This is a genomic window from Rhodoferax koreense, from assembly GCF_001955695.1.
GTDB classification, from domain to species: Bacteria; Pseudomonadota; Gammaproteobacteria; order Burkholderiales; family Burkholderiaceae_C; genus Rhodoferax_B; species Rhodoferax_B koreensis.
On record NZ_CP019236.1, the window covers coordinates 4,295,183 to 4,315,988 of the forward strand.

The 20,806-nt window shown below is 66.8% G+C and carries 21 protein-coding genes; 8 read left to right on the forward strand and 13 right to left on the reverse strand.

What is annotated here, in order from left to right; all coding sequences use genetic code 11:
* Window positions 1–27: 27 nt before the first annotated feature.
* The 4 genes from RD110_RS19925 to RD110_RS19940 all read right to left on the reverse strand — a co-directional run bounded on the left by RD110_RS19925 (window position 28) and on the right by RD110_RS19940 (window position 4,564).
* Complete coding sequence (locus RD110_RS19925) at window positions 28–1,110, reverse strand: TRAP transporter substrate-binding protein (protein ID WP_076201401.1); 1,083 nt, start codon at window positions 1,108–1,110, stop codon at window positions 28–30.
* Between the two features lie 155 nt (window positions 1,111–1,265).
* Window positions 1,266–3,203: a 1-deoxy-D-xylulose-5-phosphate synthase gene (gene dxs / locus RD110_RS19930; protein WP_076201403.1), complete on the reverse strand. Its 1,938-nt coding sequence runs from the start codon at window positions 3,201–3,203 to the stop codon at window positions 1,266–1,268.
* Window positions 3,204–3,284: 81 nt separating this feature from the next.
* A complete protein-coding gene (locus tag RD110_RS19935; protein ID WP_076201405.1) occupies window positions 3,285–4,304 on the reverse strand; it encodes a polyprenyl synthetase family protein in 1,020 nt (339 codons plus the stop codon).
* Window positions 4,301–4,564, reverse strand: coding sequence for an exodeoxyribonuclease VII small subunit (locus RD110_RS19940; RefSeq protein ID WP_076201407.1), 264 nt, complete (start codon window positions 4,562–4,564; stop codon window positions 4,301–4,303). The genes RD110_RS19935 and RD110_RS19940 overlap by 4 nt, the downstream gene beginning before the upstream one ends.
* Before the next feature lie 251 nt (window positions 4,565–4,815).
* On the opposite strand from RD110_RS19940, the gene RD110_RS19945 reads away from it, so the two are divergent.
* The 4 genes from RD110_RS19945 to RD110_RS19960 all read left to right on the forward strand — a co-directional run bounded on the left by RD110_RS19945 (window position 4,816) and on the right by RD110_RS19960 (window position 8,984).
* Window positions 4,816–5,958: an aromatic ring-hydroxylating oxygenase subunit alpha gene (locus RD110_RS19945; protein ID WP_076201409.1), complete on the forward strand. Its 1,143-nt coding sequence runs from the start codon at window positions 4,816–4,818 to the stop codon at window positions 5,956–5,958.
* Between the two features lie 97 nt (window positions 5,959–6,055).
* Window positions 6,056–6,967, forward strand: a complete 912-nt coding sequence (locus RD110_RS19950) for a DMT family transporter (RefSeq protein ID WP_076201411.1) — start codon at window positions 6,056–6,058, stop codon at window positions 6,965–6,967.
* Window positions 6,968–6,992: 25 nt separating this feature from the next.
* The gene (locus tag RD110_RS19955) at window positions 6,993–7,889 is read left to right on the forward strand and encodes a sulfurtransferase (protein ID WP_076201413.1); all 897 of its coding nucleotides are present in this window, start codon (window positions 6,993–6,995) and stop codon (window positions 7,887–7,889) included.
* A 63-nt stretch (window positions 7,890–7,952) separates the two neighbouring features.
* Window positions 7,953–8,984 carry an isocitrate/isopropylmalate family dehydrogenase gene (locus RD110_RS19960; RefSeq protein WP_076201415.1) on the forward strand — a complete coding sequence of 344 codons (1,032 nt, stop codon included), beginning with the start codon at window positions 7,953–7,955 and terminating at the stop codon, window positions 8,982–8,984.
* Between the two features lie 19 nt (window positions 8,985–9,003).
* Here RD110_RS19960 and RD110_RS19965 read toward each other — a convergent pair whose 3' ends face one another.
* The 7 genes from RD110_RS19965 to RD110_RS19995 are packed head-to-tail and all read right to left on the reverse strand — an operon-like array spanning window position 9,004 to window position 16,787.
* Entirely contained in the window at window positions 9,004–9,399 is a 396-nt protein-coding gene (locus tag RD110_RS19965) for a RidA family protein (RefSeq protein WP_076201417.1), read from the reverse strand.
* 43 nt (window positions 9,400–9,442) lie between these two features.
* On the reverse strand, window positions 9,443–11,053 hold the full coding sequence (locus RD110_RS19970) for an AMP-binding protein (protein WP_076201419.1): 1,611 nt from the start codon (window positions 11,051–11,053) through the stop codon (window positions 9,443–9,445).
* 14 nt (window positions 11,054–11,067) lie between these two features.
* A complete protein-coding gene (locus RD110_RS19975; RefSeq protein WP_076201421.1) occupies window positions 11,068–12,255 on the reverse strand; it encodes an acyl-CoA dehydrogenase family protein in 1,188 nt (395 codons plus the stop codon).
* A gap of 2 nt (window positions 12,256–12,257) precedes the next feature.
* Window positions 12,258–13,109: an enoyl-CoA hydratase family protein gene (locus tag RD110_RS19980; RefSeq protein ID WP_076201423.1), complete on the reverse strand. Its 852-nt coding sequence runs from the start codon at window positions 13,107–13,109 to the stop codon at window positions 12,258–12,260.
* On the reverse strand, window positions 13,106–13,678 hold the full coding sequence (locus tag RD110_RS19985) for a MarR family winged helix-turn-helix transcriptional regulator (protein WP_239467077.1): 573 nt from the start codon (window positions 13,676–13,678) through the stop codon (window positions 13,106–13,108). The genes RD110_RS19980 and RD110_RS19985 overlap by 4 nt, the downstream gene beginning before the upstream one ends.
* Window positions 13,675–14,448: an SDR family NAD(P)-dependent oxidoreductase gene (locus RD110_RS19990; protein WP_076201425.1), complete on the reverse strand. Its 774-nt coding sequence runs from the start codon at window positions 14,446–14,448 to the stop codon at window positions 13,675–13,677. The genes RD110_RS19985 and RD110_RS19990 overlap by 4 nt, the downstream gene beginning before the upstream one ends.
* Window positions 14,445–16,787, reverse strand: a complete 2,343-nt coding sequence (locus RD110_RS19995) for a bifunctional salicylyl-CoA 5-hydroxylase/oxidoreductase (protein WP_076201427.1) — start codon at window positions 16,785–16,787, stop codon at window positions 14,445–14,447. The genes RD110_RS19990 and RD110_RS19995 overlap by 4 nt, the downstream gene beginning before the upstream one ends.
* 169 nt (window positions 16,788–16,956) lie before the next feature.
* On the opposite strand from RD110_RS19995, the gene RD110_RS20000 reads away from it, so the two are divergent.
* Both RD110_RS20000 and RD110_RS20005 read left to right on the forward strand, forming a co-directional pair.
* A complete protein-coding gene (locus tag RD110_RS20000; protein ID WP_083686373.1) occupies window positions 16,957–17,445 on the forward strand; it encodes a DUF4019 domain-containing protein in 489 nt (162 codons plus the stop codon).
* Window positions 17,446–17,462: 17 nt separating this feature from the next.
* Window positions 17,463–18,245 carry a hypothetical protein gene (locus tag RD110_RS20005; protein ID WP_076201429.1) on the forward strand — a complete coding sequence of 261 codons (783 nt, stop codon included), beginning with the start codon at window positions 17,463–17,465 and terminating at the stop codon, window positions 18,243–18,245.
* 40 nt (window positions 18,246–18,285) lie between these two features.
* Here the strand turns inward: RD110_RS20005 and RD110_RS20010 are convergent, their stop codons facing one another.
* The gene (locus tag RD110_RS20010) at window positions 18,286–19,272 is read right to left on the reverse strand and encodes a ferritin-like domain-containing protein (protein ID WP_394329422.1); all 987 of its coding nucleotides are present in this window, start codon (window positions 19,270–19,272) and stop codon (window positions 18,286–18,288) included.
* Window positions 19,273–19,330: 58 nt separating this feature from the next.
* Between RD110_RS20010 and RD110_RS28105 the strand changes: the two genes are divergently transcribed.
* Window positions 19,331–19,558, forward strand: a complete 228-nt coding sequence (locus tag RD110_RS28105; protein WP_157900256.1) for a hypothetical protein — start codon at window positions 19,331–19,333, stop codon at window positions 19,556–19,558.
* Between the two features lie 16 nt (window positions 19,559–19,574).
* Window positions 19,575–19,949, forward strand: coding sequence for a YXWGXW repeat-containing protein (locus RD110_RS20015; RefSeq protein ID WP_083686375.1), 375 nt, complete (start codon window positions 19,575–19,577; stop codon window positions 19,947–19,949).
* A gap of 15 nt (window positions 19,950–19,964) precedes the next feature.
* Here RD110_RS20015 and RD110_RS20020 read toward each other — a convergent pair whose 3' ends face one another.
* Window positions 19,965–20,798 (reverse strand): ZIP family metal transporter, encoded by an 834-nt coding sequence (locus tag RD110_RS20020; RefSeq protein WP_076201433.1) that lies wholly within the window; start codon window positions 20,796–20,798, stop codon window positions 19,965–19,967.
* Window positions 20,799–20,806: the final 8 nt, after the last annotated feature.

The window sequence follows — 20,806 nt, forward strand, 5'->3', positions numbered from 1 at the left end:
GGCCGCCAGAGCCGCCCTTTTCGCGGCTTACAGCTTCTGCGTTGCCATGAAAGCGTCGAAACGGCTTTCGGCAAAACGGAACCACAGCACCTGGTCTCGCTGGAAGGTCCGCAGGTCGGCGTAGATCTTTTTCCATTCCGGGCTCTTGGCGTCGTTTTCGGCGAACACCTCCATCGACGCCTTGAACGAGGCCTCGAGCACGGCTTGCGAGAACGGCAGGACCTTGGTCTTGGCCGCCACCAGCTGCTTCAGGGCCGTGGGGTTGAGTGCGTCGTACTTGGCCAGCATGTCGATGCTGGCCTGGGCCGACGCGGCCTCGACGATGGCCTTGTTTTCGGCCGACAGGCCGTCGAATGCCTTCTGGTTGATGTAGAAGTCGACCTCGGGGCCACCCTCCCACCAGCCAGGGTAGTAGTAGAAGGGCGCCACCTTGTTGAAGCCGAGCTTCTGGTCGTCGTAAGGGCCGACCCATTCCGCAGCATCGATCGTGCCTTTTTCCAGCGCCTGGTAGATTTCGCCGCCGGGAATGCTTTGCGGCACCGCGCCGAGCTTCTGCATGACCTCGCCCACCAGACCGCCACCCAGGCGCATCTTCAGGCCCTTGAAGTCGGCGATGGACTTGATTTCCTTGCGGAACCAGCCGCCCATCTGCGTGCCCGTGTTGCCGCCGGCGAAACTGAGCATGTTGTAGCCCGCGTAGAACTCGTTCATGAGCTTGCGGCCGTTGCCGTGCGTCATCCAGGCCGTCATCTGGCGCGCGTTCAGGCCGAACGGCACGGCGGAACCCAGCGCGAACGCGGGGTTCTTGCCATAGAAGTAGTAGGGCACGGTGTGGCACATCTCGACCGTGCCGTTCTGCACGCCGTCGACGACACCGAACGGAGGCATCAATTCGCCGCCCGCGTGCACCGAGATTTCGAACTTGCCACCGGACATCGCCTTCACCGCCTTGGCAAACACTTCCGCGCCGCCGTAGATGGTGTCGAGCGACTTAGGAAAACTGGATGCCAGGCGCCAGCGAATGGCGGCCTGCGCGTGCACGGCCGGGGCGATGCCGGCAGCGATCACACCCGCGATGCCGGAGTGCTTGATGAGGGAACGACGATCCATGGAGTTTCTCCCAAGAGCTGAATGAAAAAGGCCGTCCCTCTTTTGAAGAGACGACCGGCTGGTTGTCCGACGAATTGTAAGAACCGTAGCGTGCTCGACCGCTGGGGTTTTCCCCCGCAAAAAGACCGCTCGCCACCCCAGAAATCGCCCCGTTTTTATGCTACCAATTTCAGAGCAGCCTGCGCTTTTTCGACCAGCGCCGGAAACCGTTCCTGGATGGACTTCTCGATGCCGGCGGCGTCGAGTCCCTGCATCGCCATGAGTTTCACGGGATCGCCGTGTTCGATGAACCGGTCGGGCAGGCCCAGCTGAAGCACGGGTTTCAGGATGGCCGCGGCCTGCAGCGCTTCGAGCACCGCACTGCCCGCGCCGCCCATGACCGCACCGTCCTCCAGCGTCACCAACGCCTCGTGATCGGCGGCCACCTGCAGCAGCAACTCGAGATCGAGCGGCTTGGCCCAGCGCATGTCGGCGACGGTGGCACCGAGCTTTTCGGCCACGGCCAGTGCCGGATGCAGCAAGGTGCCGAAGGCCAGCAGGGCGATGCCCTTGCCCGGCTCGCGCGGCTTGCCACCCAGGCCCGCCGCGCGGCGGATTTCGCCCTTGCCGAATGGCAAGGCTTCGAGACCGGGCTGCACGGCGACACCGGCCCCCGCCCCGCGCGGATAACGCACGGCCACCGGGTGGTTCTGCGCATACGCCGCACTCAGCAGGCCCCGGCATTGGTTCTCGTCGGATGGGCAGGCGATGCTCATGTTCGGGATGCAGCGCAGGAACGGGATGTCGTAGGCCCCGGCATGGGTCGCACCATCGGCACCGACCAGGCCGGCCCGGTCGAGCGCGAACACCACCGGCAGGTTCTGCAGCGCCACGTCGTGGATCAACTGGTCATAGGCCCGCTGCAGGAAAGTGGAATAGATCGCCACCACCGGCTTCAGCCCTTCGCAGGCCAGGCCCGCGGCGAAAGTCACCGCATGCTGCTCGGCGATGCCCACGTCGTAGTAGCGCCTGGGGAACCGCTTCTCGAATTCGACCAGGCCAGAGCCTTCGCGCATGGCCGGCGTGATGCCCACCAGACGCGTGTCCTGCGCGGCCATGTCGCACAGCCACTGGCCGAACACCTGGGTAAACGTCGGCGCCGAGGCGGCCGTGGCCTTCTGCAGGCCCACCGCGGGATCGAACTTGCCCGGGCCGTGGTAGGACACGGGATCGGCCTCGGCACGCCCGTAGCCGCGGCCTTTTTTCGTGACCACGTGCAGGAACTGCGGGCCGGTGAGGTCCCTCAGGTTCTCCAGGGTAGGGATCAAGGAATCGAGATCGTGCCCGTCGATCGGGCCGATGTAGTTGAAGCCGAACTGTTCGAACAGCGTGGCCGGCACGACCATGCCCTTGGCATGCTGCTCGAAACGCTTGGCCAGTTCGAACAGCGGCGGCGCGGCCTTGAGCACCTGCTTGCCGACATTCTTGGCGGCCGCGTAGAAATGCCCGCTCATGAGTTGCGCAAGGTAGCGGTTCAGCGCGCCCACCGGCGGACTGATGCTCATGTCGTTGTCGTTGAGGATCACCAGCAGGTTGCAGTCGGAAACGCCCGCGTTGTTCAGCGCCTCGAAGGCCATGCCCGCGCTCATTGCGCCGTCGCCGATGATGGCCACCGCGCGGCGGTCCTCACCCTTTTGCTTGGCCGCCAGGGCCATGCCCAGCGCGGCCGAGATCGAGGTGCTCGAATGGGCGGTACCGAAGGCGTCGAAGGGGCTTTCGGCGCGCATCGGGAAACCCGACAGCCCGCCGAGCTGGCGCAGCGTGGCCATGCGCTCGCGCCGGCCGGTGAGGATCTTGTGCGGATAGGTCTGGTGGCCCACGTCCCACACCAGCCGGTCCTCGGGTGTGTTGAAGACGTAGTGCAGCGCCACCGTGAGTTCGACGGTGCCCAGGTTGGAGCTCAGGTGGCCGCCGGTCCTGGACACGCTCTCCAGCACGAAGTTGCGCAGTTCGTCGGCCAGCGGCTTGAGCTCGCCACGGGGCAGACGGCGCAGATCGGCCGGCTCGCCGATGGACTGCAGCAGCGGATAGGACGATGGGTGGGCAGTAGGCATAGATTCCATTCTTCTGGAGCGCTGTGTTCTGAAGCGCTTATAACCGCGTGGGGCGGGCTGGCAATGGGCGGTGGCAGGGCATCAACTGGCGCGGTTGACGACCATGTCGGCCAGCGCGCACAGGGCCCGGGTGTCGTCCAGGCCGCTTTCGTCCAGCGCGGTCAGCGCCTGGGACAGCAGCTCCTGCGCATAGCTCAGCGAGCGATCGAGGCCCAGCACCGACACGTAGGTCGGCTTGTCCTGCGCCGCGTCCTTGCCCGCGGTCTTGCCGAGCGTGGCCGAGTCGGCGGTGACGTCGAGGATGTCGTCCACCACCTGGAAAGCCAGGCCCAGCGCCGCGCCATAGCTGGCCAGGGCGGGCAGGGCCGTGACCGGCAGGCTGCCGCGATCCTGGACACAGGCCGCACCCAGCATCACGCTGCCCTGCAGCAGCGCGCCGGTCTTGAGGCGGTGCATGCCGCGCAACTGGTCTTCGCTGAGCTGCAGCCCGATGCTGGCCAGGTCGATGGCCTGGCCACCGGCCATGCCCTCGAAACCCGCTGCCTTGGCCAGCAGCCGGCACAGCCGCGCCTGTACCGCCGGCAGGGCGGCATCGTCGGTATCGGGCGTCAGCAATTCGAAGGCGAGGGCCTGGAGGGCGTCGCCGGCCAGCAGCGCCTGGGCCTCGCCGAAGCGCACATGGACCGTGGGTTTGCCGCGGCGCAGGATGTCGTTGTCCATGCACGGCATGTCGTCGTGCACCAGGGAATAGGCGTGGATGAGTTCGGCCGCGCAGGCCGCGCGCAGGGCCGCATCGTCCAGGCCGGCGTGCGCCGCATCGGGCTCGTGGCCGCGCACGGCCTCGCGCGCGGCCAGCACCAGCAACGGGCGCAGGCGCTTGCCGCCGTCGAGCACCGCATAACGCATGGCTTCGCGCAGCGCCGCCGGGGCTTCGTGACCGAGCACGTGGGCGTCGTGGCCCAGCGCGTCCCGGGCGGGATGGTGGTGCCCGTCGGGCACGTCGGCCGCGACCCAGCGGGTCAACGCCTGTTCGACCCGGTCGAGCCGGCTGACGCTCCATCCCCGCAGGTCGAAGCCTTCGGACTTCAAGACAGCGCTCATTCCTGCCCCCAAGGCTTGAGGGCGCCCTGGTCGAGCACCTTGATCTGGTCTTCCACGGCTTCGAGTTTGCCGCGGCAGAACTTCAACAGTTCGGCGCCGCGCTGGTAGCCCGTGAGCAACTGCTCGAGCGGCATCTGGCCCGATTCGAGCCGGCTCACCAGTTGTTCGAGCTCTTCCTGCGCCGCCTCGAAACTGGCAGGTACGGGCGAAAGCGCCGGTACGGCGGCCGTTGGGACGGGAGAGGCAGGGGCCTTGGGCATGGAAATGGTGCAACCTGTGCAATCGATGGGAAGGGAGCGATTTTAGGGGTTTGCGGGTCGGACTTGTAACAACCGGCGGCATGGGCCTTTCTCGGTCGCGGGCACGCCGGGCGCCCCGCGGCTACAATCGCCCCTCCCCTACCAGCCCCGGCTGGCGTCTTCACCGGCTTTGCCGGCCCTTACCCTTCCCGCGCAATCGTGCGCCTAACACCTGCCCCTTCATAGGGGGAGTCTCTAGGTCAGGACATCCCATGTCTGATTTAAGTCTTCAACTGCAGCAGGCCGCAAGCCAACTACCAGTTTCAAGCTACTTCGACGAGGCGCTGTTTCAGCGCGAGTTGACAACCCTCTTCCAGCGGGGGCCACGCTATGTCGGGCATGAACTTGCCGTCCCCAGCGTGGGCGACTACCACGCGCTGCCCCAGGAGGGCGGAGGCCGCGCGCTGGTACGCACGCCCCAGGGCGTGGAACTGATCTCCAACGTCTGCCGGCACCGTCAGGCGGTGATGCTCAAGGGTCGCGGCTCGCTGCATGGTACGCAGCAGGGCAGCGCGGGCGGCAACATCGTCTGCCCGCTGCACCGCTGGACCTACAGCGGCAGCCACGGCAATGGCCCGGCGGGCACGCTGCTCGGCGCGCCGCATTTCGCGCAGGATCCTTGCCTGAACCTGAACAACTACCCGCTGCAGTCGTGGAACGGCCTGCTGTTCGAAAGCAACGGGCGCGACGTGGCACGCGACCTGGCGAACATGGGCCCGCGCGCGGACCTCGATTTCTCGGGCCACGTGCTCGACCGCGTCGAATTGCACGAGTGCGACTACAACTGGAAGACCTTCATCGAGGTCTACCTCGAGGATTACCACGTCGGCCCGTTTCACCCGGGCCTGGGCGGCTTCGTGACCTGCGACGACCTGCGCTGGGAGCTCAAGGAACACTACTCGGTGCAGACCGTAGGTGTGGCCAACCGCCTGGGCAAGGCCGGCAGCCCGGCCTATGAGCGCTGGCAGAACGCCCTGCTGCAGTACCGCGACGGCCAGCCGCCCAAGCATGGTGCGATCTGGCTCACCTACTACCCGCACATCATGGTGGAGTGGTACCCGCACGTGCTCACGGTGTCGACGCTGCACCCGATCGGGCCGCAGAAGACGCTGAACATGGTGGAGTTCTACTACCCCGAGGAAATCGCCGCGTTCGAGCGCGAGTTCGTCGAATCGCAACAGGCGGCCTACATGGAGACCTGCGTCGAGGACGACGAGATCGCACTGCGCATGGACGCCGGCCGCAAGGCGCTGCTGCAGCGCGGCGACAACGAGGTCGGCCCGTACCAGAGCCCAATGGAAGACGGCATGCAGCACTTCCACGAGTGGTACAGGCAGCAAATGGTAGGCAGGTAAACCCGTTCGAGCCGGAGTGAGCCCCGTTCTTCCGAGCTACCTCCCCGTTCGTGCTGAGCCTGTCGAAGCACCTGTTCCAAAGAAAGTAGTTCCCGGCATGCAAGCGTTATGGATGGTGGTGGCCGCGTTCTTCTTCGCGACCATGGGGGTCTGTGTGAAGTTCGCATCGGCCAGCTTCAATTCGGCCGAACTGGTCTTCTACCGCGGCGTGATCGGCGTCGTGGTGATGGCCCTGCTGGCGCGATCGCAGGGCGTGAAGCTCGCCACGCGTTATCCCGGCATGCATGCCTGGCGTAGCACCATCGGCGTGTTCTCGCTCGGTGCCTGGTTCTACGCCATCGCCCACCTGCCCTTGGCCACGGCCATGACGCTGAACTACATGAGCAGCGTGTGGATCGCCGCCTTCCTCGTCGGCGGGGCCTTGTTGAGCTGGCGGCCGGGACGGGACGACGCAGCTCCCATGCTCAATGGGCCACTGGTGGCGACGGTGCTCGCTGGCTTCGCCGGCGTCGTGCTGATGTTGCGCCCCTCGCTCAACGAAGGCGAAGGCTTTGCCGGGCTGGTCGGCCTGCTGTCCGGCCTGAGCGCCGCCTTCGCCTACATGCAAGTGATGGCCCTGTCGCGGCTGGCCGAGCCCGAAACCCGCACGGTTTTCTACTTCGCGCTGGGCTCGGCGGTGGCCGGCGCCATCGGCATGTGCTTCACCGGCCTATCGCCCTGGCACTGGCATGCTGCTCTGTGGCTGCTGCCCATCGGGGTGCTGGCCGCCGCCGGCCAACTCTGCATGACACGCGCCTATTCGCGCGCGGGCAGTCAGGGCGCAATGCTGGTGGTGGCCAATCTGCAGTACTCTGGCATTGTTTTCGCGGCCTGCTACAGCATCGCGCTGTTCGGCGACAAGATCACCGGCATGGGCTGGACCGGCATGGCGCTGATCGTCGGTAGCGGCATCGCCGCCACGGTACTGCGGGCGCGCGCCGCACCGGATGCCCCGGCCGAAGAACATTGACCCCATTCCCAAGGAGCCAACGCACATGTACACGACCCTGATCTCCGTCGAACAACTCAAGGCGCTGCAGGCCGGCGGCCAGCCGCTGATGGTCTTCGACTGCAGCTTCGACCTGATGAAGCCCGACGCCGGCGAACAGGCCTACCTGGGTGGGCACATTCCCGGCGCCGTCTACGCCAACCTCGACACCGACCTCAGCGCCAAGCACGGCGCGCCAGGCCCCGCCGGCGTTCTGACGGCGCACGATGCCGACGCGCCGGCCTCCGGCGGCCGCCATCCCCTGCCCAACCGCGAAAAATTCGCCACCTGGCTCAGCAGCGTCGGCTTCGCCAACGACATGCAGGCCGTCGTCTACGACCGCAATGGCGCCAACTATTGCGGCCGGCTGTGGTGGATGCTGAAATGGGCCGGCCATGATGCGGTGGCGGTACTCGACGGCGGCCTGCAGGCCTGGCAGGCCGAAGGCGGTGCCGTGGCCACGGGCAAGGAGCCAGCGCACTTCCAAAGCAATTTCACCCTCGGCACCGAACTGGCCAAGCTCGTGACCACCCAAACGGTCGAGGCAGGCCTGGGCCAGCCCGGCCAGACCGTGATCGACGCACGCGCCGCGCCCCGTTACCGTGGCGAAGTCGAGCCGCTCGACCCGGTGGCCGGCCACATCCCGGGCGCGCTGAACCGGCCGTTCGGCCAGAACCTGGGCGAAGACGGCAAGTTCAAGCCAGCCGCCCAGCTCAGGGCAGAATTCGAAGCCCTGCTCGCCGGCCGCGATCCCGCCACCGTGGTGCACCATTGCGGCAGCGGCGTGTCGGCGAACCCCAACGTGATCGCCATGCAAATCGCCGGCCTGGGCACCACCGGCCTGTATGGGGGAAGCTGGAGCGAGTGGTGCAGCGACGCCGCCCGCCCGGTGGCGCGCGGCTGAGCCGCCAGGCCCACGCCGCAGGGCGTATGCTGGAGCCCTGACCAACCGAAGAAAGCCCAGCCGATGACCACACCCATCCCCGCCACCCTGATCCCCGGAGACGGCATCGGCCCCGAAATCGTCGACGCCACCCTGGCCGCATTCGACGCGCTGGGTGCGCCATTCGTGTGGGACCGGCAGATCGCCGGTCTGGGTGGCGTGCAGCTCGCCGGCGACCCGCTGCCCGCGGCCACGCTCGACAGCATCCGCCGCACCCGCCTGGCGCTCAAGGGCCCGCTGGAGACGCCGTCGGGCGGCGGCTACCGCTCGTCCAACGTGCGGCTGCGCGAGGAGTTCAAGCTGTACGCCAACCTGCGGCCAGCGAAAACCATCATTCCTGGAGGACGCTACGACCACATCGACCTGGTGGTGGTGCGCGAGAACCTCGAAGGCCTGTACATCGGCCACGAGCACTACGTGCAGATCGACGACGATCCGCACGCCGTGGCCATGGCCACCGGCATCAACACCCGCGCCGGCAGCCGTCGGCTGCTCGAGTACGCCTTCGACACCGCCGTGGCCACCGGCCGCAAGAAGGTCACCATCGTGCACAAGGCCAACATCATGAAGGCGCTGACCGGCATCTTCCTGGAGACCGGCCTGGAGCTCTACGAACGCAAGTACAAGGGCCAGTTCGAAATCGACACGGTGATCATCGACGCCTGCGCGATGAAGCTCGTGCTCAAGCCCGAGCAGTTCGACATGCTGGTCACGACCAACCTGTTCGGTGACATCCTGTCCGACCTGGTGGCCGGCCTGGTCGGCGGCCTGGGCATGGCGCCCGGCGCCAACATCGGCCTCGACGCGGCCATTTTCGAAGCCGTTCACGGCTCGGCACCGGACATCGCCGGCAAAGGCATCGCCAACCCCACGGCGCTGCTGCTGGCTGCCGCCCTGATGCTCGACCACGTCAAGCTGCCCGACCTCGCCACGCGGCTGCGTACCGCGATCGACCAGACGCTGAATGTCGACAAGGTGCGCACCGGCGACCTGGGCGGCACGGCCAACACGGCGGCATTCACCGCGGCACTGGTGAGCCGGATCAGGGGAATCTGATTGGACTTCGGTCCGTCGGTCAATCGGGAACGACGGCCGTGACCTCGATCTCCACCTTGGCCTCGTCCTCGATCAGCGCCGACACCTCGACGGCCGTCATCACCGCGTTGAAGCTGCCGATCAGCTCACGGAAAGCGACGCCGATTTCGGGATAGGCCGCCACGTATTCGTGCTTGTTGGTGACATACCAGGTCATGCGCACGATGTGTTCGGGCTTGGCGTCGCCGGCCTTCAGCACAGCGACCACGTTTTCCAGCGCCTGGCGCACCTGGCCGGCCATGCCGCCGGGCGCGAACTTGCCCTCGGCGTCCCAGCCCACCATGCCGGCCACGAAGACCATGCGGCCTCTGGCCGTCACGCCGTTCGAGTAGCCGCGCGGGCGGGGCCAGCCTGGGGGTTGAAGGATTTGTGTCATCTGAATCTCCTGTTGTTGTGGGCGCTCAATTTCGGCGGATGCCTCACGGCTTGTCTCGCAGGCGGAACCGCTGCAGCTTGCCGGTCTCGGTGCGCGGCAACGTGCTGCGGAACTCGATCGCGCGAGGATACTTGTAGGGGGCGACATTGGCCTTCACGAATTCCTGCAGTTCGGTGACCATCGCCTCGGTGGGCTCCGCACCGGGGCGCAGCACCACGAAGGCCTTGACGATCTGCCCGCGCTCCGCGTCGGCCACGCCGATCACGCCGCATTCGGCCACTTGGGGATGCAGCAGCAAAGCGTCTTCCACCTCGGGTGAAGCGATGTTGTAGCCGGAGGAAATGATCATGTCGTCGGTGCGCGACTGGTAATGGAAATAGCCTTCGTCATCGACCAGGTAGGCGTCGCCGGTCAGGTTCCAGCCGTTCTTCACGTACTGTTTCTGGCGCACGTCCGCCAGGTAGCGGCACCCGGTCGGCCCCTTCACGGCCAATTTGCCCACGGTGTTGGCTGGCACGGGTTCGCCCGCCTCGTCGACCACCCGCGCCACGTAGCCGGGAATGGCCTTGCCGGTGGCGCCGGGACGCGCATGGGCCTCGTCGGCCGAGATGAAGATGTGCAGCATCTCGGTGGCGCCGATGCCGTCGATGAGTTCGATGCCGGTGGCTTGCTTCCACAAGGCGCGCGTTGCCGCGGGCAGGGCCTCGCCCGCCGAGACACATTTGCGCAGGGTGCTGCCGCGCAGGGCGTCGGCCTGCTGGGCCAGCACGCGGTAGGAGGTCGGCGCGGTGAACAGCACCGTGGCGCCGTAGCGCTGCACGGCGGCCAGCAGGTCCGGCGGAGATGCCTTCTCCAGCAGCACGGCCGATGCGCCGACCGACATCGGAAACAGCACCAGTCCGCCCAGGCCGAAGGTGAAAGCCAACGGCGGGCTACCGATGAAGATGTCGTCCGGCGTCGGGCGCAGGATGTGAGGCGGCCAGCAGGCGCAGATGGCCATCACGTCGCGGTGAAAATGCATCGTGCCCTTGGGCTCGCCGGTGGTGCCCGAGGTGAAGGCCAGGATGCAGGTGTCGTCGCTGGCCGTGTCCACGTTGTCGAACGTGGCGGGGTGCGTGGCCATCGCGGCTTCCAGGCCATCCGCTGGCGTGCCATTGAAATACCGGATCTGCGTGAGCAGCGGACAGCTGGGCTGCGCCCGCTTCAACTCTTCGGCGAGCCGTGCGTCGCACAACGCGTGCGTGACCTCGCCCTTGACCGCCATCTGGGTCAACTCCTTGGCGCGCAGCAGGGGCATGGTCGCCACCGCGATGCCGCCCGCCTTCATCACCGCGAACCAGCAGGCCACCAGCATCGGGTTGTTGGCCGAACGCAGCAACACCCGGTTGCCGGGCACCAACCCCATGTCCTTGACCAGCACGTTGGCGATCCGGTTGGCGTGGGCCTGCAGTTCGGCATAGGTCCAGCGCATGCCTTCGGCTTGCAGGCAAAGCCGATCGCCTCGGCCTTCGGCGACATGGCGGTCGAGCAGCTCGGTCGCGCAGTTGAGCTGCGCCGGGAACTGTAGCGACGGCAGCTCGAACAGGAACTCGGGCTGGTCCTCCAGCGGCGGCAGGCGGTCACGCGCAAAGGTGTCGATGTGGGCGCTGGTCATGGCGGGCTCCGGAATTACGGGTTGGTTGCAGGAGAGGGAACGGGCACATCCTTCAGGAGGTCGCGCGCGATGATGAGCTGCTGCACCTCGGTGGCGCCCTCGTAAATGCGCAGCGCGCGGATCTCCCTGTACAGCCGCTCGACAGGCTGCTCGCTCACCACCCCCAGGCCACCCCAGAGCTGCACGGCCGCGTCGATGACCTGCTGTGCGCCCTCGGTGGCCACCATCTTGGCCATGGCCGCCTCGCGGGTCACGTTGCGGCCCTGGTCGCGCATCCAGGCGGCCCGATAGGTCAGCAGCGCGGCGCTGTCGATGGTGGTGGCCATCTGCGCGAGCTTGGCCTGGGTGAGCTGGAAGTCGGCCAGCACGCCGTTGAACATCTTGCGGCTCGTGGCCCGCGCCAGGCCCTCGTCGAAGGCGCGCCGCGCGAAGCCGAGGGCGGCCGCCGCCACCGAGGTGCGGAACACGTCGAGCGTGCGCATCGCCACCTTGAAACCTTCTCCGGCCCCACCCACGCGCTGCACCAGCGGAACGCGGCAATTGGTGAACCTGAGCCGCGCGAGCGGATGCGGCGCGATCACGTCGATGCGCTCGGCAATCTCGAAGCCGGGTGTTCCCGCATCGACGATGAAGGCCGAGATGCCGCGCGAGCCGGCCGCTTCCCCCGTGCGTGCGAAGACGACGTAGAAGTCGGCGATGCCGCCGTTGGAGATCCAGGTCTTCTCGCCGTCGAGCAACACTTCATCGCCTTCGACGCGTGCGGCGCACGCCAGCGCAGCGACGTCGGAGCCGGCATCGGGCTCGGACAGGGCAAACGCGGCAATCGCCTCGCCGCGCGCCACGCGGCCGAGGTAGCGTTCCTTCTGCGCATCGCTGCCGGCCAGCGAGATCGCCCCGGAGCCGAGCCCCTGCATGGCGAAAGCGAAGTCGGCCAGACCCGAATGCCGCGCCAGCGTCTCGCGCAGCAGGCACAGCGCGCGGGTGTCGATCACGTCCGAGGCGCCACCATGCGCCTTGCCCGCCACCGCATGGCGCAACCAGCCGCCCTGCCCCAGGCGCTTCACCAGCGCGCGGCAGGCGGCATCGACATCCGCAGGATGGTCTTGCGTGATGTGCTGCGCCGACCAGGCTTCGAGCTCAGCCTGCAGCACCCGGTGGTTGTCGCCGAAGAAAGGCCAGTCGAGGTAACGCGTATCGCTCATGGTCAGTTCCCCTCGAACACCGGTTTCTGTTTCGCGGCGAACGCGTGGTAGGCGCGGCCGAAGTCTTCCGTCAGCATGCACAGGGCCTGCACCTGCGCTTCCGACTCGATGGCCTCGTCGATGCCCATGTTCCACTCCTGGTGCAGCATGGTCTTGGTCAGGCCGTTGGCGAAGGTCGGGCCATGGGCCAGGTCGTTGGCCAGTTTGACGGCCTCGCTCAGCACCGATTCGGGTGCGCACACCCTATTGAAGAAGCCCCACGCCAGGGCCTCGTCACCGCCCAGCGACCGGCCGGTGTACAGCAGCTCCGAAGCGCGCCCCTGGCCGATGATGCGCGGTAGCATGTTGCAGGCCCCCATGTCGCAGCCGGCCAGGCCGACGCGGTTGAACAGGAAGGCCGTCTTGCTGCGCGAGGTGCCCAGGCGCAGGTCGGAAGCCATGGCGATGATCGCGCCCGCACCGGCGCAGACGCCGTCGATGCTGGCCACGATGGGCTGTGGACAGTGCCGCATGGCCTTCACCAGGTCCCCGGTCATGCGCGTGAACATCAGCAGTTCGGGCGCCTTCAGGCCGATCAGCGGGCCGATGATTTCGTGCACGTCACCGCCCGAGCAGAAGTTGTCGCCCGCGCCATGAACGACGATGGCCTTGACGTCGTCGGCGTAGCGCAGCCGCTGGAACAGGTCGCGCAGTTCGGCATAGGACGCGAAGGTCAGCGGGTTCTTGCGCTCGGGCCGGTTCAGCGTGACGATGCCCACGCGGTCGCGCACTTCCCACAGGAAGTTCTCGGCCTGGTAGCCGGCGCAAGGTTTGTGGTTGCCAGCCACCAGGCTGGCGTCGATGTTCTGGTTCATGTTGCTTCCTTGTCGGCGGACACGTCCGCGTTGTAGCCCGCGCTCAACTGGCTGGAGATCGCCACGCGGAGTTGGCCCAGCAGCTCATGCAGCTGCAGTTTGTTGGCGTCGCCGATGCCGCTCATCAATTCGATGACCCAGCCCTCGTGTACCCGTGCGATCTTCTCGAAAGCCCGCCGGCCCTTGGGCGTCAGGCCGACGACGAAGGAGCGCCGATCCTCCTGCTGGCTGGTCCGCGCGACGAAGCCGGCTTTCTCCAGCTCGTCCGTGAGGCCGGTGACGTTGCCGCCAGTGACCATCAGGTTGCGCGACAACATGTTCATGCGCAAACCTTCGGGATGGCGGTAAAGCTGCGCCAGGTAGTCGAACCGCGCGAGCGTCATGCCGAACTGCAGGCGCAGGCGCTTCCTGATTTCGGTCTCGATGTCGGTGCTGCACGACAGCAGCCGCAGCCACAACCGGATCGACTGGTGGTCGTCCGATGAAGTGCCGGCCTCCAGGCCCATGTTGTCATCGTCGAGCAGCGGCTCGAGTTCGAGCTTCTTCGAGACCATCTTGGCTTTCGTCACATGACCTCCCCACCGGAAACCGATATCGACTGCCCCGTGACGGCACCCGCACCCGTACCACACAGCCACGACACGGCATCGGCCACTTCCAGCGGCTGCACGATGCGGCCCTGCGGGTTCGACTTGGCGAATTCGGCGCGCGCCTCCTCGATGCTGCGACCGGTCTTGGCCACGACGTTGGCGATGCTGGCCTGCAGGATTTCGGTTTCGGTGTAGCCGGGGCAGACCGCATTGACCGTCACACCCTTCTTCGCCACTTCGAGCGCGAGCGCCCGCGTGAGGCCGATCACGCCGTGCTTGGCCGCCACGTAGGCCGCCACATAGGGATAACCACGCTGTCCCGCCGTGCTGGCGACGTTGACGATGCGGCCCCAGCCGCCGGCCAGCATGTCGGGCAGCGCGGCCTGGCTGCAGAGGAAGGTGCCGGTAAGGTTGACGTCGAGCATGCGCTGCCACAGCGCCATCGAGGTCTTGCCGAAGGGTGCGCTTTCGGCCTGTCCGGCGTTGTTGACCAGGATGGACACCGGGCCGAGCGCGGCGCGCGCGCGCTCGAAACCTTGCGCCACCGCCTCCTCGCTGCTCACGTCCATCGCCACCACGGCGTGTTTCGCGCCCGTCGGCAACCGCGCCGCCAGGTCCTCGAGCAGCGCCACGCGGCGGCCGACGAGCGTCAGGCTCGCGCCCTGCCCCGCCAATGCTGTCGCAATCGCCGCGCCGATGCCCTGCGCGGCGCCCGTGACAATGACATGGCGTCCGGACAAACTCGTCATGCCGGCTCCTTCACCGCAGGCGCCGCCGCCATCGCCTTTTCGCGCGCAAAGATCGATTCCATCTGCGCCTTGCCCGACATGTACTGCTTCGGCCAGGCGATCGGCGTGTAGCCGATCTTGGCCGCTTCGGTCAAGGTCCAGGCCGGATTCGCCAGGTGCGGCCGGGCGACGGCGCAGAGGTCGGCACGGCCGGCGGCGATGATGCTGTTGACATGGTCGGCCTCCGAGATGGCGCCGACGGCGATGGTGGCGATGCCGGCTTCGTTGCGCACGCGGTCGGCGAACGGTGTCTGGAACATCCGGCCGTAGACCGGCTTTTCCTTCTTGCTGACCTGGCCGGAAGAGCAATCGACCATGTCGGCACCGGCCGCCTTGAAGTGGCGCGCGATGGCCACCGCGTCGTCGGGCGTGATGCCGCCCTCGACCCAGTCGTGCGCCGAGATGCGCACCGACATCGGCCGGTCGGCAGGCCAGACCGCGCGCACGGCCTTGAAAACCTCGAGCGGATAACGCAGGCGGTTCTCCAGGCTGCCGCCGTAGTCGTCGGTCCGCTGGTTTGTCAGTGGCGAGATGAAGGACGACAAGAGATAGCCATGGGCGCAATGCAGTTCCAGCCAGTCGACGCCGATGTCGGCTGCGTCCTGCGCGCTGCGCACGAAGTCGGCCTTGATCTGGGCCATGTCCGCCAGCGTGGCGGCTTTGGCCACTTGGCTGATGCCCGGCAGGTATTGCTGCTCGGATGCGGAGACGATCGGCCAGTTGCCTTCCTTCAGCGGCTGGTCGATGCCTTCCCAGGCCAGGCGGGTGGATGCCTTGGCGCCGGCATGGCCGAGCTGCATCGCGAACTTGGCGTCGGTGTTGTGGTGGATCCAGTCCACGATGCGTTTCCACGCCATCTTCTGCTCGGCGTTGTACATGCCCGGGCAACCGGGCGTGATGCGGCCCTCGGCGCTCACGCAGGTCATCTCGGCGAAGACCATGGCCGCGCCGCCCATGGCGCGCGCGCCGAGGTGCACCAGGTGGTAGTCGCCCGCCACGCCGTCGACCGCGGAATACTGCGCCATGGGCGACACCAGCACGCGGTTCTTCAGCGTGAGGCCGCGCACCGTGTACGGCGTGAACATCGGCGGCGGCGCGGCCTTGTCGGCCGGCACGGCCACGCCGGCCCGCTCGGCGAACCAGCGCTCGAAACCGCCGAGCCACACCGCATCGCGCAGGCGCAGGTTCTCGTGCGAGATGCGCTGCGAACGGGTCAGCATCGAATACATGAACTGCTCGGGCGGCAAGGTGTCGGCGTAGCGCTGGCCCACCACTTCGAACCACTCCATCGCGTTCCACGCGGCGTTCTGCAGGCGCAAGACGTCGATGTTGCGCAACTGCTGGTAGGTGGCGAGCACCTCGGGAATCTTCTCGGCCGTGGCGCCCTGCTGCTGGAACTGCCGCGTGAGTTCGATGGCGTCCTCGATCGCGAGCTTGGTGCCGGAGCCGATGGCGAAGTGCGCCGTGTGGACCGCGTCGCCCATCAGCACCACGTGGCTGTGGCCGTTGTGGAACGACCATTGCTCGCACTTGATGCGCTGGAAGTTGAGCCAGGCCGAACCGCGCAGATGGCGCGCATTGGTCATCAGCGGATGGCCACCCAGGTGGGCGGCGAACATCTTTTCGCAGAAGGCCACCGACTCGTCGACATTCATCTTGTCGAGACCGTGGGCCAGCCACACGTCTTCCGGCGTCTCCACGATGAAGGTGGTGGTGTTCTCGTCGAACTTGTAGACGTGGGCCTGGAACCAGCCGTGCTCGGTCTTCTCGAAGATGAAGTTGAAGGCGTCGAATTGCTGGTGCGTGCCGAGCCAGATGAAACGGTTCGGCCGCGTCACCGCGTCGGGCTTGAAGATGTCGGCATGCTGCTGGCGGATGCGCGAGTTGATGCCGTCGGAGGCGATGACCAGGTCGGCGTCGGGAAAATCGGCGTCGGACAGCGCTTCGGTCTCGAACACCAGCTTCACCCCAAGTTCCTCGCAGCGCGCCTGCAGGATGTTGAGCAGCTTCTTGCGGCCGATGCCGACGAAGCCGTGGCCGCCGCTGCGGATCCTTTCGCCCTTGAAGCGCAGTTCGATGTCGTCCCAGTGGTTGAACGCATGCTCGATGGTGGCCGCGGTGGCCGGGTCCCACTGGCGCATGTTCTGCATGGTGGCATCGGAAAACACCACGCCCCAGCCGAAGGTATCGTAGGGCTTGTTGCGTTCGACCACGGTGATGTCGTGGCCCGGATTCTGCTTTTTCATCAGCAGACCGAAATACAGGCCGGCCGGCCCGCCACCGATACAAACAATCTTCATTTGTGCTCCTGTTGGAAAAGCGTCTCCGTGGATTCAGTTTATGAGTGAATAGTTTAGAAGTCAACAATTTTTCCGGCCGTTGCAAAAGCTTGTAAACGGGTCTTTACTTTGGCGCGGTGCACGTTGGAGCCTAAACTGGCTCCAATCGTCTTTCACGCACGGAGTCATCATGAAAATTCGCCCCGTTTCGCGCGCCGCACTGGCTGCGCTTCTTTGCGGTTCACTGCTGGGCTTCTCGGCCATGGCACAGACCGCCGCCCCGGCCGCCGCTGCGGCCAGCGCGCCCGGCGCTTCGGACAAGGAAACCGCCGACAAGGAGGCCGCGGGCCAGCTCGCGGCCCAGGGCTGGCTGCTGCTGCTCGACCGGCAGAACTGGGGTGGCGCCTGGGACGCGGCCAGCCAGGTGTTTCGTGGCATGGTGCCGATCGACACCTGGATGAACGCCATCCCCAAGGACCGGCTGCCACTCGGCACACTGGTCTCGCGCACCCCGACCACGGCGGTGTACAAGACGACGCTGCAGGGCCGGCCCGACGGGGAATACGTCACGGCCGTGTTCAGCACCGAATACACGAACAAGAAAGCGCTGGAGGAAGTCGTGACCACGGTGCGAGAGCCCGATGGACGCTGGCGCGTGACGGGTTATTTCACGCGCTGAACACGGCAACACCTTCGATGGGTGCCGAGGCATCGACATCGGCGGCCGGCACGGACGCTGCGGTTCCTGCGTTGACGCGGTTGCACACGCGCAGGCTGCGTGAAATCTACCGTTCGGCGGGATGGCCTTGCCAGGACATGCTGGAAGTGGAACTGCTTGCGGCAGGGCTGGTGAAGCGCTGTCTCACACCGAGCGGCCACACCGTCCTGCAGGTGACGGATGCCGGCATCGCCGTGCTTGCGCAAACCCTGGCCGGCAACCGCGCCGTGCGCTCGGACCACGAGGCGCTGGTGGAGCGGGTGGCGCGCGAGATGCAGCGCGCGGGCCGCATCGCCTGGCGCGGCCTGAGCCTGCGTGCCCAGCTGCCCGGGCCGGACCCCGCAACGCCCGGACGCTGGTGCATTGCCCAGCCGGACGTGTTCTCGATCCGCAACACCACGGTCGAGGCCTACACCGAACCGGTGGTGCACGAGATCAAGGTACGCCGCGCCGATCTGCTGGGCGATCTGCGCCAGCCGATGAAACGCGCGGCCTACCTCGATCTCGGCGGCGAATGCTGGTATGTGCTGGGCAGCGACAAGAAGGGCCGCTGCATCGGTGCGCCGGACGAAGTACCGGTCGAATGCGGCGTGCTGTTGCTGGAGCAGAACCGGCTCCACGTGGCCCGCAAGGCACCGCGCAGGGCGATCACACGGCTGCCCTTCGGCCTGTGGATGGCCCTAGCCAAGGCCACGCCGATGGCGGGGCTGGATGAAGACAATCAGGCGCTGCTGGGTGAACCAACAGCGCCTGAAAACTAGCCTGCCATATTCCAGAAGTGCGCAGCCTGGGTGGCTGTCTTTACGCCCTTGCCTTTTCCTGATCCCGCAGCAGCTTGATCTGGTCGTGGTTGCGCTGGACGCCCTGCAATTGCCGCTCGATGAGCGCGCGCACGTCCGACGGCAGGCCCTCTTCCTTCAGCGCCTTGCGATAACGGGCCAGTGCGGCGTCTTCGCCGCGCTCGCATTCGTTGAGCATGGCCAGGTCGCTCAGGCCGCCCAGCGCCCCGCGCACCGACACCCAGCCGCGGTGCAACGCACCGCTGGTCGTCCCGCCCTCGGCGACTTCGCCACCGTAGCGCACGACCAGCGACTGCAGTTCTGAACCGGCCTTCAGACACTCGTTGGAACGCTGCAGGAAGGTGGTCTTCAAGGTAGCGGTCTTGGTGTGCTCGGCCACTTCGCGGAAGCCGTATTCGCCATCGCGGCAGGTCTCCAGCAGGTCGTTCAGCACGTCGACCACGTCGTCGTTGTCCATCGCGCCGTCAACCCCAACGCCGACATCGGCCGTGTCACCGACATAGCCGCCCGCATACTGCCGATCGACGCGGTCCCAGGCCGCACGGGTGGCCGGGCGTGCCTGGTCCCACGTCAGGCTAGAGGTGCCGCGGCGCTCCGCCCAGGCCGTGGCCAGCGTCGGCTCGGCGGATTCGAATTCGCCGGGATAGGCGCCACGGCTGCTCCAGCCGTATTCATAGGCCGGGCCATAGTCGTCATAGGTGTAACCGGTCTGCACATAGTCTTCGTTGCCGTAGCGCTCGCGCCAGTAGGCATGCTCCACCGTCGGGTTGATGCCCTCGGCGGTCGCCTTGCCGGCCAAGCCGCCCACGACCGCGCCAGCGACCAGTCCCACGGCCGCGCCGACGGGCCCGCCGAAGGCACCGGCCGCTGCGCCGGCCATGCCTCCGCTGGCCGCGCCGATGCCGGTGCCGACCGGGTGTGCGCCGGCTTCGTCGGTGATCGGGTCGAGATTCAGGTTGCGTTCGTTGCGTTCGTCTGCCATAGCCATTTGGATGCTCCTTCGATGAAAGGTGAAACCGGCTCCGGCGCCTTTTGTCTCGAAGGCCATGCCGAAGATGAAGCTTCATGTTGATGAATCGGCCGGCGCGCCCATGTCATCGGTGCGCGACGGCAGTTGTAGGAAAACAAGCCGCGAGACAACGGAGATGAGCCACACGGCCCGAAGGTTTCCCGAACGCATCAAGGGCTTTACATCTCTTCGCATTCAGCGCATGGTGGCTTTACCTCTGACGCCGAAGCTGGCTGAAAGCGCCGGCCTTCGGCGCATGGGTTGAACCGAAGGAGAACCTCATGATGAGCAAGAGTTTTGCCGCCACCTGCGTTGCCCTGGCCTGCCTGGGTGCCGCCAGCACGACGCCGGCCCTGGCCGAGTCGAACATCGGCCTGCGTGGCGCCCCGCCACCGCCGCGTTATGAAGTCGTGCCTGCCCCGCGTGCGGGCCAGATCTGGGTGCCCGGCCACTGGGAGGCGCGTGGCCCGAATCCGGTCTGGGTCAGCGGGGTCTGGCTGCGCGAGCGGCCGGGCTTCCACTACGCCACGCCGACCTGGGTCCAGCGCGACGGCCGATGGGAAATGCGCCAGGGTGGCTGGGCGCGCGGCGACCGCGATGGCGACGGCGTGCCCAACGCCATCGACCGGCGGCCCAATGACCCCTACCGCCGTTGAAAGCGCGCGGCGCGCTCAGTGTCCACCGTGCGCCAGGCCGCTGACCACGCTCACCAGCGCGATGCCGGCCAGCAGCCAGGCCACCTGGGCGGCCGTCTCGCGTGCCGACAGGCGCTTTTGCAATTGGGGGATCAGGTCGGCCAGCGCCACGTAGATGAAGCTGCTCGACGCCATGACCAGGAAATACGGCAGCCATTGGTGCAGCATGTCCACCAGGCCGAAGCCGACGACGCCGCCGATCGCCGTCACCGAGCCCGCCAGCGACACCTTGACCAGCGCCGCCTTGCGGTTGTCCGACGTGGCGCGCAGCACCACCAGGTCGCCCATGTGGTGCGGCACCTCGTGCACCAGCACCGCCAGCGCGGCCACGCAGCCCAGGCGCAGGTCGGCGATGAACGCCGAGGCGATCAGGATGCCGTCGCCGAACGCATGCACACTGTCGCCGACCAACACGGCCCAGCCGCCGGTGCGCGGAGACTGCACGGTATGGGTGCCATGGTCGTGATGGTCATGGGTGTGGTGATCCTCCGCGTGGCCGTGGCCCTGGACTTGGCCCTGGGCGCTGTGGTGGTGGTGTTCGTGCCCGTGGTGCCAGAGTTCGGCCTTGTCGAGCAGGAAGAAGAACACCAGACCCGCCAGCAGCGTGGCAAACAACTCCTGCGCGCCGGCTTGGCTTTCGAAGGCCTCGGGCAGCAGATGCATGAAGCCCGTGGCGAGCAGCGCGCCCGCGGCCAGGCTCAGCATGTGCTGGGTGTAACGCGACAATACGCCGAAAGTCAGCATCGCGGCGAGCCAGACGCTGCCAATACCGGCACACAGGGTGCCGATCAGGATTGCTACCAGAATCATAGCTACTT